The organism is Microcoleus sp. FACHB-1515 (assembly GCF_014696105.1).
Taxonomy (GTDB): Bacteria; Cyanobacteriota; Cyanobacteriia; order Elainellales; family Elainellaceae; genus JAAUTJ01.
On sequence record NZ_JACJPO010000075.1, the window covers coordinates 23,664 to 37,112 of the forward strand.

The window sequence follows — 13,449 nt, forward strand, 5'->3', positions numbered from 1 at the left end:
AAAATTCCTACAGTCGTTGCTAGCCAATCATTTCAGCGTTATCTCCGTACAATCTCCAGCAATTTTGGAGCTTAAGATAAAGACAGCGCAGTTGTTTAGGTACTTTCATGCAAGTTCGTCCGCCAACGGTGACGCCTCGCCGTCGATCGCGCCGAAGCTGGCAGCGACAATTCCGCTATTTCTATTATCGCTTGATGCGTCTGGAAGGCAGCACCGAAGCGATCGCCAGAGGCTTTGCCGTCGGCGTCTTCGCTGGCCTGTTTCCTCTGTTCGGCCTGCAAACCATTATCGGCATTGCCCTCGCCATCCTGGTGCGCGGCAACAAAATCATGGCCGCTGCGGGAACCTGGATCAGCAACCCAATCACCAACCTGCCAATCTTCTTCTTCAATTTCAAAGTCGGAAGCTGGCTGTTTGACGCCAACCACTTATCGATCGACTTCACCACCCTCCACAACTGGGAAACCTTAAGTACGATCGGCATTGAACTGATCGCTGTCTGGCTGGCAGGCTGCCTCCTCGTCGCCTCGATCAGCGCCATTATCAGCTACTTCCTCAGCCTACGCCTCGTTCATCGCTGGCGAATGCGGCGAGTGCGGCGGTATCGAGTGCTGATCGGATATCGGCAGGAAGAATAAGGTTGTTCACTCCTAAGTTCAACGGAGATTTAGGGATCGATTCCTGCGGACAGCGCTTCGCGATCGCACACCCTCCACTCGTTCTAGAGCTTCTGAAAACACGCCCTAGCTTCTACTAGCTCGGAAACCGAGAGTAGGCTGAAAGGCGATCCGTTCCGGATCGCCTTTGCTGGCCGCGAAGCGCTGTCCACAGAAATCGCGAAGCGCCTTTCCAAAAATCCCTACGAAGACGCCAACACCGCCTTCACCTGATTTTGCAACAGCAATCCATACTCCAACGCCTCCACAACCGCTTGATAAGACGCCTCAATAATATTCTCGGAAACACCCACCGTCGTCCACCGCTGATAGCCATTGCTCGACTCGACCAGGACGCGAATTTTGGCTGACGCCCCCGCCGCACTATCGAGAATCCGCACCTTATAATCCGTCAGATGAAACTCTCCAATGATCGGAAAGAAATTCGTCAACGCCTTCCGCAACGCCGCATCCAAAGCTGAAACTGGCCCATTTCCCTCAGCAGCTTCCAGAATATCTTGCCCGTTCACCGCCACCTTCACCGTTGCCAGCGAATCAGTTCCGCTTCCGGGCGCAGCCATTGTGCAGTGAACCTGAAAGCCCTTCACCTCAAAGAAATCCTGCCGCTGTCCCAACGCTTCACGCATCAGCAAATCAAAGCTCGCCTCTGCCGCCTCAAACTGATAGCCTTCATTTTCCAGCGTCTTCAATCGCTGCAAAATTTGCCGACAGGCCGGATCTTGCTTATCCAAATTGATGCCAAAGCTGCGAGCCTTGACCAGAACGTTGCTCAAACCTGCCTGATCCGAAATGACGATGCGCCGCTGATTACCAATGCTCTCCGGCGCAATGTGTTCATAGGTGAGCGGATTGCGCTCAACCGCGCTGACATGAATGCCGCCCTTGTGCGCGAAGGCCGATTGACCGACAAACGGCGCATGATCATCTGGTGCAAGATTGACAATTTCACTGATCAAACGGCTCGATCCGGTCAGTTGCGCCAACTGCTCATCCTGCACGCAGCGATAGCCAAGCTTGAGTTGAAAGTTGGGGATCAGCGTACATAAATTGGCGTTGCCGCAGCGTTCGCCGTAGCCGTTGATTGTGCCTTGAACCATGCGTGCGCCTTGTAAGACAGCCGCGATCGCATTTGCCACTGCCGTTCCCGAATCATTGTGCGTGTGAATGCCAATTTGCGGAGTCGGATGTTCACTCTTCACTGCTTGAACGACATCTTGCACGATCGCTCCAATTTCATGCGGCAGCGTTCCGCCGTTCGTGTCGCACAAAACCAGCCATTCTGCGCCGCCTCGGATCGCCGCTTTGAGCGTTTCGATCGCGTAGCTGGGATTGTGCTTGTAGCCGTCGAACCAGTGTTCCGCATCGTAAATGACGCGACGATCTTGGCTGCGGAGGTAGGCGATCGTATCTTCGATCATCGCCAAATTTTCTTCCAGCGTCGTTTGCAAACCTTCGATCACGTGCAGATCCCACGATTTGCCAAACAGCGTCACCCAGCGCGTTCCCGCTGCGAGAATCGGCTGGAGCATCGGATCTTCAGCCGCCGATCGCCCCGGTCGTCGAGTCGAGCAAAAGGCAACAATTTCCGCTTGCGTCAGCGGTTCTTCGCGCAACTGCCAGAAAAACTGCACATCTTTGGGATTCGCCCCCGGCCAGCCGCCTTCGATAAACGGAATTCCCAAGCGATCGAGCTGACGGGCAATTCGCAGCTTGTCTTCGATCGACAAAGACAATCCTTCGCGCTGAGCGCCATCGCGCAGCGTCGTGTCGTAGATCCAAAGCGGGGCAGCAGGCTCAGTCATAACGCTCAATCGATGAGGAATGGAAGTGAAAAAATTGCCAAGCGAATTCGATCGCCATTAGATCACTTTAAGCTAGACGCAGCGATCTTGTGATATCGCCTCGATATCAAAATGACGTAGCCTCGATATCGAACACTCGATATTGAACGATTGAGAACTGCAACATGCCGACAATCATCGCTCAAGGCAAAGTGTTTGACTGTCCGATCGGCGCAATGCGACCAGTCCTGCTTCAGCACGAAATTGATTTGCATAACAGCGACAACGTGATCAACTGTCGCGGCAGGGGCACTTGTGAAACCTGCGCCGTTTAGATTGAAGGAACTATTTCAGAAGCCAATTGGCACGATCGATCGCGGCGATCGCTTCTCCTCATTCTTCCGATCAAAATCGTCGCCTAGCCTGTTAGAGCACAGTGCTCGACGATCTGCGAGTAACAAAATTTGATCGCTTTTGGGGCCAAGGTGAAAATTCAATTTGGACACCAGAAGGTCAGCAAAATTCAAATCGAGATTGAACCGATCGATCGCGGGCGACCCATCCCAAGCCATTTGCAATTGGTTGTTCAATTTGGAGTTTCGATCGCCGCTTTCATCGGCTGCAAAAGCTGAAATTGATTGCTCGATCGAATTGACCTAAGCTCAATAAATTGCGATAGTTGCAGTAGGTTTCACCGCAGAAAGATGGCCGTGAAAATTTCACGAACTGAAGCAATCTATCGTGCGCTAGAGGCCAAGCAATCGATTTGTTGCTCAAGCTTGAATTTAGCAAAGTGAAGCTGGCGCTTTGGGCTTTCGCGATCCGCCGCTGACCTCAATTTTTGTCCTTTCGATTCGGTGTTTTGGAGTTGAAATGAATCTAGTTACTTTTCTACTGATTACGGCCATTGTTGGAGCGATCGTTGCAGCATTTGTGCAGGGAACGGCTCGCACCATCAGCTTAATTACTGCACTGCTGGCCTTTGTCTTGCTCGTTGGCACGCCCGGCTCGCAAGGCACCAGCAACTTCTTTAGCAATCTGTTTGGTGGCAACCGCACCGACACCGCCACCACCCAAACCTTTGACACCACAACTGGAGTTACCACAACCGGAACGACTGGCGCAACTGGCACAACCGGAGTCGGTGGCGGCACAGGAACCACAGCGCAGGGCGGCACAGGTACAGCCCAGCAAACCGGACAGCCCACCACGCCCGGAAATTTACCTGCCAGCCCGCTTCCAGGCATCACAGGCGACAATGGCAGAAGCGGCACAACGCCCGCCCGCAGCTTCACAACGACCAATGGAGGCACAACCACAGGCGGCACGGCGGCAACGCGATCGACCAGCAGAACCTTCCCCAGCGGATTCACCACTGAGAACACACAAACCCGCAGATTCCGCGCCCTTTGGTAGGGTGGAAATAGTCGTTCACCCTTTTGTGTCATGAATCGATCGACCGATGTGTTGGTCGTGGGCGGCGGCATCGTTGGATTGGCGATCGCCGTCGAACTCAAACTGCGCGGTGCAGCCGTCACCGTGCTGAGCCGCGATTTTGCTCAGGCCGCAACGCACGCCGCAGCGGGAATGCTCGCTCCCGAAGCAGAACACCTAACTTCACCCGCGATGCGATCGCTGTGCCTCCGCAGCCGCGATTTATATCCCGACTGGATTCGCAAGCTGGAAAGCATCGCCGGACAAAATGCTGGATATTGGGCTTGCGGCATTCTCGCTCCGGTTTTTCAAGAACCAAAAGCGGCGATCGCTGCTCAGTGGCTTGACGCAACCGCGATCCACTACGCCCAACCGGGATTAAGTCCAGATGTCGTTGGCGGTTGGTGGTTTCCCGAAGACGCACAGGTAGACAATCGGCGGCTGGCGCAAACGTTGCGATCGGTGGCGGCATCGATCGGCGTGGAGTTGCAAGAAGGCGTTGAGGTCGAAGCGATTTGCTACGCGAGTCTGAAGAGCGATCGGCGGGGCGATCGAGTGACCGCTGTTAAAACAGCAAACGCCGACTGGCAAGCGGAGCACTACATTTTGGCAACCGGAGCTTGGTCTGCTGCGCTGCTGCCGATTCCCACACAGCCGCGCAAAGGTCAAATGCTGTCGGTGCGCGTTCCAAATTTGGCGGCGGGCTTGCCCCTCCAGCGCGTTCTCTATGGCGAATCGGCCTACATTGTGCCGCGCCGGGATGGGCAAATTGTGATTGGGGCAACAAGTGAAGCCGCCGGATTTACACCCGGAAATACAGTTGAGGGCATTCATTCGCTGCTGCATGAAGCGTTGCGGCTGTTTCCGGTTTTGAAGGAATTTGCGATCGCCGAACAGTGGTGGGGCTTTCGACCCGAAACGCCTGACGAAATGCCGATTTTGGGCAAAACCCACTGTGAAAATTTAACCGTCGCAACTGGACACTATCGCAACGGCATTCTGCTCGCACCGATTACGGCTCAGCTCATTGCCGATGCAGTTTGGGATCGGCGCATCGATCCGCTACTGCCGGAATTTTCCTGGCGGCGCTTTCAGCAGCCTCGCACCTTCGCTACAATGGTTTCCCCTACTCCTGCTGAAACTCCTGTGCAAACGCTTGATGTTGTTCAAACCGCTCCACAAGTTGACGATCGCCCCTTGACGATCGCCGGACGCACTTTTCGATCGCGCCTGATGACCGGAACTGGAAAGTACCGCAATTTTGACGAAATGCAGCAGGCGATCGAATCGAGCGGCTGCGAAATCATCACGGTTGCCGTCCGCCGAGTCCAAACGAACGCGCCTGGACATCAAGGCTTGGCAGAAGCGATCGACTGGCAAAAGCTGTGGATGCTGCCGAATACCGCAGGCTGTCAGACTGCCGAAGACGCAATTCGTGTTGCTCGCTTGGGGCGCGAAATGGCAAAGCTGCTCGGCCAGGAAGACAACAATTTCGTCAAGCTCGAAGTGATCCCGGACGCAAAATATCTCTTGCCTGACCCGATCGGCACGCTGCAAGCCGCCGAACAACTCGTCAAAGAAGGCTTTGCCGTGCTGCCCTACATCAACGCCGATCCGCTGCTGGCGAAACGACTGGAAGAAGTCGGCTGTGCGACGGTCATGCCCTTGGGTTCGCCGATCGGGTCGGGACAAGGTATTCGCAATCAGGCCAACATCGAAATCATCATCGAGAACGCCAACATTCCCGTCGTGGTGGATGCGGGAATCGGCACACCCAGCGAAGCAGCGCAGGCGATGGAAATGGGAGCCGATGCGCTGTTGATTAACACGGCGATCGCGCAAGCACAAAATCCCGCTTTGATGGGTCGGGCAATGGGCATGGCGGCGATCGCGGGGCGCATGGCGTATTTGGCAGGACGCATTCCGGTGAAGTCGATCGCCAGTCCAAGTTCACCGACGACAGGCACGATCGCTTAGCGAGAAAATCTAAAGCTTTCCTTAATATTGCGTTTTGTAACCAAAGTTAGAGAGTACATACTCCTATTCTTTGTTAAACTGTGGTGAACAAGATTATTGAGGTTTTATCATGCCCTACACCACTGAAGAAGGCGGTCGCTTAAACAACTTTGCCAGCGAGCCAAAGATGTATCAGGCAGAGCCGCTGACCAAAGGGCAAGTCCGCAACTACATCATTTTGGGTGTCGGTGCGATCGCCTTGGTTGGAGGTTTGCTGTACGTTGCAGTAGCCGTTTCTTCACTTGGGTAAGCACAAAATTTTTGAAAATTGAATATACCTTGCTTCACGGCTTCTCGATCGAGGAGCCGTGTTTTTGTTGTGCTTTATCAGAAATGCTGAGTCGTTCGCTCAGTTCCTCACCGCTCAGGCTGCCAGTCGGTTCCAAGCTGAATCGTCACGTCTGAGTCAAGGCTGCCTGTGCTTTCGATCCGAACTTCGCCCAGCCCGATCGCTTCCTGCACGGCGTCGGCGCTGTGGGTGTCGCCCTGCTGTGCAATCACGCGAGTCGTTGCCAGCGGTTCGCTCCAAGGGCGATCAACCGACACGTTGCTGTAACCTGCTGCTTGCAGTTGGTTGACCAGTTGATCAACGGCATCCGGGCGATCGCTGCTGTCTTGAATCGCGATTCGCACCGAACGGGCAGATTCCTCAGCGCTGCTGTCCACATCAAGGCCAAAATAGCGCCCCATCATCGTTTCAATGCGCGATCGACTCGGCAGCCAATAGCTGAGCGAATACTGATCGGGGGTGCTGAAGCGTCCGGGCAGCATCAGCATTTCGACGTTCGATCGACTTGTTTGCGCCGCGAAGCCGACCAGCGCCACCAGTTCCTCCACGCTCAAATTCGTATCGATGTTCGACTGAATGACCGAGAGAATCTGCGGCAGGCGCGTCAGCGTGGCCGGACTGAGCGCTTGCTCTTGCAGTGCCCGCATCATCATTTGCTGTCGCTGAATGCGGCCAATGTCGCCATTTTGGTCGTAGCGAAAGCGCAAAAACTGCAATGCCTGATTGCCATCAAGGTGCTGCTCGCCCTGCTTAAGGTCAATATAAAGGTGCTGGCTGTCGTCCTGATATTGCATGTCTTTGGGGACGTAGACCGTGACGCCACCCAGCGCATCGATCAGCTTTTCCACGCCTTGAACGTTGATGCGGACGTAGCGATCGATCTTCACGCCGCCTAACAATTCCGTTGTCGTGGTTGCGGCTAGCGCAGGGCCGCCGTGCACATTCGCCTCGTTCAGCTTTGTTTCACCAACGCCTTCAACCCAAGTGCGCGTGTCGCGAGGCAAAGACAAAACCGATAACTGCTTGTGTTCTGGATCAAACCGGAGCAGCAGCATTGTATCGGACAAACCATCGAACGAATTAACCAGCGCGTGATAGCCCTGATTGCGACTGGATTCAGGCAAATCATCGAGATCCGAAGTCAACACCTTGATGCCCAACACCAAAATGTTTACAGGGCGCGTCAATTGCGGCAGGCGAAAGTTCGTGTCGCTGGAAATACTTTCACCTTCGTTAAAAACATCGGCATCTTCTGGACTAAGCTGACTCTGCAACAGCGGCGTACTGGTCAGCGACATGGCGAGCAGTGCGCCTGCGGTTGCCGAAGAAATTGCCACTGCACCCAACCCCAACATCAGCCAAACCATGCGTCGTTTTGAGCGGGGCGATTTCTTCGGCTGGAATGGGTACGATCGAGCTTTTGAAGGTCTGGAAGTAGCCACGAAGTTCCTCACACACGGAAGCAGAAATTCATTACTGCACAGTTCAACAAAAAGAACTGGAAGTCACTATAGACGCTTTTGGGCAAAATGCATGAATTTAACAAATTAAATCCGCAAAAATGCGCGAAAACCGTCAATCGTTTCTGGCAGCTTAACCCCTGAATGTTTTGCAATGCACGAGTAGAAACTCGGAGGCTCACCCAAAAACCCAAGGTGAGCAACACGATCGCCACTGCAAAGAACAGTAATTTTGCTCAAAATCCTAACAGAAAATTGCGAATTGTCATCCACTTGATTCCGCGAATTTTACTAGTTTGATTCGACTGCTTCAAAAAGCAATCTTCAAGTTCTTTTTGCTGAAATCATTTCTTATAGAACTTTTGTTCTATTAATTTGCTCAAGCTCGATCGAACTCAATTTTCGCCACTGTCCGGGCTGAAGTCCATCCAGCCGCAAAGACCCGATCGCCACGCGCACTAATCGCAACGTTGGAAATCCGATCGCTGCCGTCATCCGCCGCACCTGACGATTTTTTCCTTCCGTTAGAATCAGTTCGATCCAACTGGTTGGAACAGATTTGCGAAAGCGAATGGGCGGATCGCGCAGCGGCAAATTCGGTTCTTCAATCAAGCGGACGATCGCAGGACGAGTGTGATAATCCTTCAGGTCAATGCCGCGCCGGAGCGGTTCAAGGTCGGCCTCAGTGGGAATGCGATCGACCTGTGCCCAGTAGGTGCGCGGATGATGAAATTTCGGATCGCTGAGGCGATGCTGAAGCCGTCCGTCACTGGTCAGCAGCAGCAGACCTTCGCTGTCGCGATCGAGCCTGCCGACCGGATAAACGTTGGGAATGGGTATGAAATCTTTAAGAGTGCGGCGATCGGCTGCATCGGTAAACTGAGTGAGCACATCGTATGGCTTGTAAAACAGCAGGTGGCAATGGTCGGAAGAGCGAGATTGAGTGGATTTCGATCGCAACATTGTAAAGAAAAGTCTCAACCCTTTTAAAAAGATTTAGGAGCGTGACCAAATCCAAGATTCCGCTTTACGCTGTATTTCTAAGGGATTTGGGGTCAAGAAAATCATGGAAAAACAACGATATCGCTTTGTCTGCACGCTGGCATTTGGCGACATCTATGGACAAATTATTGTCTGGCTGCTGGTCATTTTCCTCAGCTTAGCCGCAGCGCTCGCCTTGATGGGAGCCAGCCGCCCGATCTATGCGCTTGCCACTGTCGGATTGATTTTGGTGCTGTCGCTGCCGTTCCTGCTGTTTGCCTTCGTTACAACGCTGCTCAACCACATTGAATTTGCCGCCGTTGAGCCAAAAACGCAAACGAATACTGCATCCACCACGCCGCCTGCTCAGCAGCCCGCTCAAGCCGCCAGCTAGCCACCAGGGAAACCATCGATTGAAATCAACAAACTGCCTGCGATCGATTTGCTTGAATTGCAGGCAGTTTGTTGATCGCAATTGGTTTGCGAATCGATCGCTCTCGCTTGACAGACCAATTCGCTTGACAGATCCAAGCGACCGCAGCCGAAACCGCGCGGCTTTCATTCTAGTGAACCGATCTCAAACGATCGCTCCGGCTCTCAAGCCTTCTCCAGCGGAGCCATCGTCAGTCCAGCGCGGCTAAGCTGCTGGTGATACATTTCTGCCTGTTCCAGTGCGCCCGTCCAGACGATCGCCTGCCCTTCATTGTGAATCTTGTGGGTCAAGTCCCAAGCGCGATCGCTAGTCATGTTGGGAATGTATTTCATCAAGCATTCCGCCACATGCTGAAACGTGTTGAAATCGTCGTTGAGAACAATGACGTTGTAGTTGGGGTAAGTTTTTTTGATGGTTTGAGCCGATCGCTCTGGCGTCACTGTGGGCGCAGTCGCCATCGATCGAGGCGCTACAAGTTCGGTCATAAGCGCAGCTAGGGTGTGGTGAATGTTAAAAATTTCTTTGTTATTGTAGCAGCCTCGATTTTATCTGTATCTGATTCAGGCGATTGATGCCGAGCAAGCGATCGCCTGCCACAAAAAAGGAGTTAGCTTTGACCAACTCCTTGCATTGCAAAATCAATTAAGCAAGCTGAATTAGCGGCTTAGCGTCAATGTGTCGCGGATGATCAGGAAAATTCCCAGACCCAGCAGCAGCATCAGTCCCGTTTGCATCACGTTTTCCTGAATGCGGTTGGGCAGCGGTTTGCCGCCGCGCAGCGCTTCAACCAGGAGAAATGCAAGCTGTCCGCCATCGAGCGCAGGCAGCGGCAAAATGTTGATGATTGCCAGGTTGATGCTGATGATTGCCGTGAAGGGAAACAGGTTGAGCAAATCGTTGTTTGCCAAATCTGCACCCTGCTTGACGATTCCAACCGGGCCAGAAACCTGATTTGCCATCTGCGAGAAGTTGGTAATCAGCGAGGCGAAGCCCTGAACCGTGCGGACAAACATATCTTGGAACGATCGAGCGGCGAGCGTCAAAACTTCCCCGATGCCCTCGGCGCGGCGATATTCAGGTTTGCCGTTGGCAAGCAGTTGAACGCCGATGCGGGCTTTGCCGTCGCTGTTGTCGCCAATTTGCGGCGTCACGTTGACTTCAAGCTGGCGATCGCCCCGCTGCACGGTGAACTCGATCGGCTGGTTCGGACTCGTATTGATCGCCTCGGTCAGCGTTTTGAGAGCGGCATCTCCTGATCCCAAGCTGCGATCGTCTACGGCGAGAATGACGTCTCCCGCTTTGATGCCAGCTTGGGCAGCAGGCGATTCTGCCGAAAGCACTTGCGGAATCAGCACGCCGGGCTGATAGTTGATGCCGTCGGGAACGCCGATCGCGCCAAACTGCACCACGAAAACCAGGTAGGCAAAAATCAAGTTGGCAATTACGCCCGCGCTGATCACAATAGCGCGATCGAGAATTGGACGATTTTGCAGACGATCTGGATCATCCAGCGGAATTTCGCTTTCCGGGTCGTCATCGGGGAAACCCACATAGCCACCGAGCGGAATGGCGCGAATCGCGTATTCAGTTTGTGGCCCTTGAATTTTGAAGAGGGCGGGGCCAAATCCGATCGAAAAGCGGTTGACGTGAATGCCCTGGAGCCTTGCTGCGAAGAAGTGCCCCATCTCGTGAACCACAATCAAGATCGCTAGCACAGCGATCGGAGCCAATACTGACATAGACTCAGAGGTTGTTGAATATCTTCATATTCTAAGTCGCCGTTTGGCTGTGCGGCGGAATTGGCGATCGGGTTTCCCGCTTGAGGCGTAGAACATAACACGTAGCTTCATCCGTGTGCTTGTATGGAACAACTAGGGAAATGCAAAGGGTCAAGGCGAAGCAGGCAGCCGATCGAACGCTGAGTAACTTGATTACAAGAAAAATTACGGGTGGACGATCGCCTTTATCCCAAACAGCAGGTTGAATGTGGCGAAGTGAACTGGCAAGCAGCAGATTTCGTCGTTAGCCTGGAAGAAGACTGGGTGAATCTGCCAAGTTGTTGCTTGAAACATGGGAGAAAGATTCATGCTGCACCGCGATCGATTCCGCTGGATGATGTTGCCGCTGCTGACCGGAGCAATGCTGGCGACAGGCCATCCTGCCCAAGCAGACATCGTGATTTATAACGGCAGTTTGTCGATCGGCATGGAGTCGATCGATCGCGATTCGTTCTACAGTCCGTATCGCCATCGTCGCCCAACGCAAATTTTTACTAACCGCATCGAAGATTCCACCTTGATCAATCCTGTTGTGATTGGCGTGCCGATCGAAGACTCGACCTTGATCAATCCGGTGATTGTGCCGCCCTCGCGGGGAGGAACCGTCGTGATCGATCGTGGCAGTCGCCGCACAACGATGACGCCTCAGTTAGGCGCACCGTATAACGGCAATCCGGCCTGCACTGCGTTTGTGCATTTGCGTCCGGCCTGCTGGTAGGTTATTTGCGGCTGGTGGATTTGGGCGTGAACAGTGCGGCCAGTTGCCCCGAAGCGCGATCGCCCAAATTCAAGGAACCGATCGCTTTGGCAACCGTTTCGCCCTGCCGAGTGCGATCGACGATGCCTTGCAGCTCGCTTCCGGTCAATTCGCTTTCATTAAAGCTGCGGACGATCGCCGCCAGCAGCGTTTGATAGTTGTCGCTGTCGGCCAGCGTCAGCATCTTGTGCGGCAGTTCATCAAGCTGCTCAAAACGGCAGTACCACGATCGCGGCTGCGACCGCACGGCAAAATCAAAACACTGGCGCGTTTCGTCATCGCCCAATCCGCTCGAAATCAAAAAAACCGGAGCGATCGGAACCTGCTGCACTTGCTGCATCACCGTTTCCCCCATTTGCAGCAGCGGTTGCAGGGTACGCAAGGCAAATCCGCTGTAGCCAGTTGGATACACAGGCGGCTCTGGCTCCAGCCATTCACAGTAAGACGCGATCGATCGCACGAACAAATCCACCACCTGCCGACTCTGGCCGAGATACGGATCGATCAAAATCGCGCGATCGATCGCGTGCACCTGCTCCAAAGCCAACCATGCTGCTAAGGTTGCGCCCGCTCCCAAGCCTGCCACAATGACGCGATCGCTAATCGCCTGTGCCTGCTGAATCCAGGCCAGCGCAAACCGCTCATAATCTTCTACCTGAGTCGGCAGCGGCGGCGGATTGCCCTGCCACCAAGTTCCTGCCTGAGCATGACCGGGAAGGCGCGGTGCCACAATGTTGTAGCCCGCCTGAAACAGTGATTCTGCCGCTGCCTGCCACTGAAACGGAGCAGCCGTAAACCCGTGAAACAGCAAACAAACCGGATGCTTGGGCGGCTGAAATTGCAGGAGCGATCGACACTCTTCGGCTCGAATCGGCAGCAAATCTTCGCGCGATCGAGCCGTATCCACAAGAGTCTGAGTAATGTCCGCGTAGCTAGCCATGCGATCGAACCGTTAAGTAGTGATTGCAATCCTCAGTCTAATGGCTGTTGGGGCATCGCATTCGAGGGGATCATTGGTGCTGCCAGCAAGTTTGCCAAATACTTCGCCCGTACCATTTCAGGATGATTCCAGATCGATCGCTCCATTCACGTAGTAAATAATTGCCAAAAAGCGAATCGGCAGTTCGATTAATTTTTCTGGCCCATGCGGAATATCGCCTGCAAACGTCAACGAATCACCGGGTTCTAGCAGATAGGTCGATTGGCCGTGACGATATTCCAATTTGCCTTCCAGCACATAAATAAATTCAGTTCCCGGATGCTCAAAGGTCGGGAAAACTTCTGAGGCATCGTCCATTGTGATCAAAAACGGCTCAAACTGTTTAGTTGAACCGCGATCGTAAGCCAATAAATGATAAGTATGTCCGCGCTTGGTTCCCCGCCTGACGACTTCCATCCCTTCACCGGATTTGACTAGCTGGGCGCTTCCATCTGGCATGTTGTAGTTGCGAAATAAGGTTGAAAGTGAAACGCCTAAAGCACTGGCGAGCTTTCCGATCGTCTCCAGACTCGTTGCCGTCTGTGCGTTCTCGATCTTGGACAACATGCCGCGAGAAATGCCGACCTGCTCGGCAACTTCGGCGATCGTCAGCCCGTGCCGCAATCGCAGTTCGCGAATTGCATTGCCCAAATAGCGCTCAAGTGATTCGGCCTGTATGGAGACTTCTGGCATCGCTTCGGCTGAATGTGACTAGAATTGCATCATATCAAGCAGGGCAAACGCATCTAAATGAGGTTGGAGTAATTGGGGTAGGATGCAGGCTTACGCTAAATCTGCTCCATGTCATGGATGAATTGACGATTGCTCCGACCATTCTCAACCATTTTGCCAGCCTGGAAGATC

At 53.6% G+C, this 13,449-nt stretch carries 14 protein-coding genes and 1 pseudogene; 8 read left to right on the forward strand and 7 right to left on the reverse strand.

All coding sequences use genetic code 11. The features are described 5' to 3' along the window. Window positions 1-107: 107 nt before the first annotated feature. Window positions 108-638: a DUF2062 domain-containing protein gene (locus H6F67_RS25410; protein WP_190769448.1), complete on the forward strand. Its 531-nt coding sequence runs from the start codon at window positions 108-110 to the stop codon at window positions 636-638. A gap of 221 nt (window positions 639-859) precedes the next feature. Here H6F67_RS25410 and cimA read toward each other — a convergent pair whose 3' ends face one another. Then, window positions 860-2,479 (reverse strand): citramalate synthase, encoded by a 1,620-nt coding sequence (gene cimA / locus H6F67_RS25415; RefSeq protein WP_190769449.1) that lies wholly within the window; start codon window positions 2,477-2,479, stop codon window positions 860-862. Window positions 2,480-2,643: 164 nt separating this feature from the next. On the opposite strand from cimA, the gene H6F67_RS28415 reads away from it, so the two are divergent. The 5 genes and pseudogenes from H6F67_RS28415 (at window position 2,644) to psb34 (ending at window position 6,158) form a co-directional block, all read left to right on the forward strand. Beyond that, window positions 2,644-2,793, forward strand: coding sequence for a hypothetical protein (locus H6F67_RS28415; protein ID WP_313927067.1), 150 nt, complete (start codon window positions 2,644-2,646; stop codon window positions 2,791-2,793). A 538-nt stretch (window positions 2,794-3,331) separates the two neighbouring features. Further along, complete coding sequence (locus H6F67_RS25425) at window positions 3,332-3,874, forward strand: hypothetical protein (protein WP_190769450.1); 543 nt, start codon at window positions 3,332-3,334, stop codon at window positions 3,872-3,874. A gap of 30 nt (window positions 3,875-3,904) precedes the next feature. Next, window positions 3,905-4,876 (forward strand): annotated as a pseudogene (gene thiO, locus H6F67_RS28550) (glycine oxidase ThiO); the annotation flags it as partial. Between the two features lie 162 nt (window positions 4,877-5,038). After that, window positions 5,039-5,869 (forward strand): thiazole synthase, encoded by an 831-nt coding sequence (locus H6F67_RS28555; protein WP_396799098.1) that lies wholly within the window; start codon window positions 5,039-5,041, stop codon window positions 5,867-5,869. A gap of 109 nt (window positions 5,870-5,978) precedes the next feature. Next, on the forward strand, window positions 5,979-6,158 hold the full coding sequence (gene psb34, locus H6F67_RS25435; protein WP_190769452.1) for a photosystem II assembly protein Psb34: 180 nt from the start codon (window positions 5,979-5,981) through the stop codon (window positions 6,156-6,158). Window positions 6,159-6,265: 107 nt separating this feature from the next. On the opposite strand, the gene H6F67_RS25440 is transcribed toward psb34, so the two are convergent. Both H6F67_RS25440 and H6F67_RS25445 read right to left on the reverse strand, forming a co-directional pair. After that, window positions 6,266-7,564, reverse strand: coding sequence for an LCP family protein (locus H6F67_RS25440; protein WP_190769453.1), 1,299 nt, complete (start codon window positions 7,562-7,564; stop codon window positions 6,266-6,268). A 444-nt stretch (window positions 7,565-8,008) separates the two neighbouring features. After that, window positions 8,009-8,620: a pseudouridine synthase gene (locus H6F67_RS25445; RefSeq protein ID WP_190769454.1), complete on the reverse strand. Its 612-nt coding sequence runs from the start codon at window positions 8,618-8,620 to the stop codon at window positions 8,009-8,011. Between the two features lie 103 nt (window positions 8,621-8,723). Between H6F67_RS25445 and H6F67_RS25450 the strand changes: the two genes are divergently transcribed. After that, a complete protein-coding gene (locus tag H6F67_RS25450) occupies window positions 8,724-9,032 on the forward strand; it encodes a hypothetical protein (protein WP_190769455.1) in 309 nt (102 codons plus the stop codon). Window positions 9,033-9,235: 203 nt separating this feature from the next. On the opposite strand, the gene clpS is transcribed toward H6F67_RS25450, so the two are convergent. Both clpS and rseP read right to left on the reverse strand, forming a co-directional pair. Beyond that, window positions 9,236-9,529 (reverse strand): ATP-dependent Clp protease adapter ClpS, encoded by a 294-nt coding sequence (gene clpS, locus H6F67_RS25455; RefSeq protein WP_190769463.1) that lies wholly within the window; start codon window positions 9,527-9,529, stop codon window positions 9,236-9,238. Window positions 9,530-9,727: 198 nt separating this feature from the next. Then, window positions 9,728-10,810, reverse strand: a complete 1,083-nt coding sequence (gene rseP / locus H6F67_RS25460) for an RIP metalloprotease RseP (protein WP_190769456.1) — start codon at window positions 10,808-10,810, stop codon at window positions 9,728-9,730. Between the two features lie 331 nt (window positions 10,811-11,141). On the opposite strand from rseP, the gene H6F67_RS25465 reads away from it, so the two are divergent. Beyond that, window positions 11,142-11,567, forward strand: a complete 426-nt coding sequence (locus tag H6F67_RS25465; RefSeq protein WP_190769457.1) for a hypothetical protein — start codon at window positions 11,142-11,144, stop codon at window positions 11,565-11,567. Between the two features lies 1 nt (window position 11,568). Here H6F67_RS25465 and H6F67_RS25470 read toward each other — a convergent pair whose 3' ends face one another. Continuing rightward, on the reverse strand, window positions 11,569-12,546 hold the full coding sequence (locus H6F67_RS25470; RefSeq protein WP_190769458.1) for a carboxylesterase: 978 nt from the start codon (window positions 12,544-12,546) through the stop codon (window positions 11,569-11,571). Between the two features lie 117 nt (window positions 12,547-12,663). Then, window positions 12,664-13,278 carry an XRE family transcriptional regulator gene (locus tag H6F67_RS25475; RefSeq protein ID WP_190769459.1) on the reverse strand — a complete coding sequence of 205 codons (615 nt, stop codon included), beginning with the start codon at window positions 13,276-13,278 and terminating at the stop codon, window positions 12,664-12,666. Window positions 13,279-13,449 lie beyond the last annotated feature (171 nt).

Coding starts and splice junctions, on each gene's coding strand:
- H6F67_RS25410 (WP_190769448.1), top strand. CDS start 108: ATGCAAGTTCGTCCGCCAACGGTGACGCCTCGCCGTCGATCGCGCCGA.
- cimA (WP_190769449.1), bottom strand. CDS start 2,479: ATGACTGAGCCTGCTGCCCCGCTTTGGATCTACGACACGACGCTGCGC.
- H6F67_RS28415 (WP_313927067.1), top strand. CDS start 2,644: ATGCCGACAATCATCGCTCAAGGCAAAGTGTTTGACTGTCCGATCGGC.
- H6F67_RS25425 (WP_190769450.1), top strand. CDS start 3,332: ATGAATCTAGTTACTTTTCTACTGATTACGGCCATTGTTGGAGCGATC.
- psb34 (WP_190769452.1), top strand. CDS start 5,979: ATGCCCTACACCACTGAAGAAGGCGGTCGCTTAAACAACTTTGCCAGC.
- H6F67_RS25440 (WP_190769453.1), bottom strand. CDS start 7,564: ATGGTTTGGCTGATGTTGGGGTTGGGTGCAGTGGCAATTTCTTCGGCA.
- H6F67_RS25445 (WP_190769454.1), bottom strand. CDS start 8,620: ATGTTGCGATCGAAATCCACTCAATCTCGCTCTTCCGACCATTGCCAC.
- H6F67_RS25450 (WP_190769455.1), top strand. CDS start 8,724: ATGGAAAAACAACGATATCGCTTTGTCTGCACGCTGGCATTTGGCGAC.
- clpS (WP_190769463.1), bottom strand. CDS start 9,529: ATGGCGACTGCGCCCACAGTGACGCCAGAGCGATCGGCTCAAACCATC.
- rseP (WP_190769456.1), bottom strand. CDS start 10,810: ATGTCAGTATTGGCTCCGATCGCTGTGCTAGCGATCTTGATTGTGGTT.
- H6F67_RS25465 (WP_190769457.1), top strand. CDS start 11,142: ATGGGAGAAAGATTCATGCTGCACCGCGATCGATTCCGCTGGATGATG.
- H6F67_RS25470 (WP_190769458.1), bottom strand. CDS start 12,546: ATGGCTAGCTACGCGGACATTACTCAGACTCTTGTGGATACGGCTCGA.
- H6F67_RS25475 (WP_190769459.1), bottom strand. CDS start 13,278: ATGCCAGAAGTCTCCATACAGGCCGAATCACTTGAGCGCTATTTGGGC.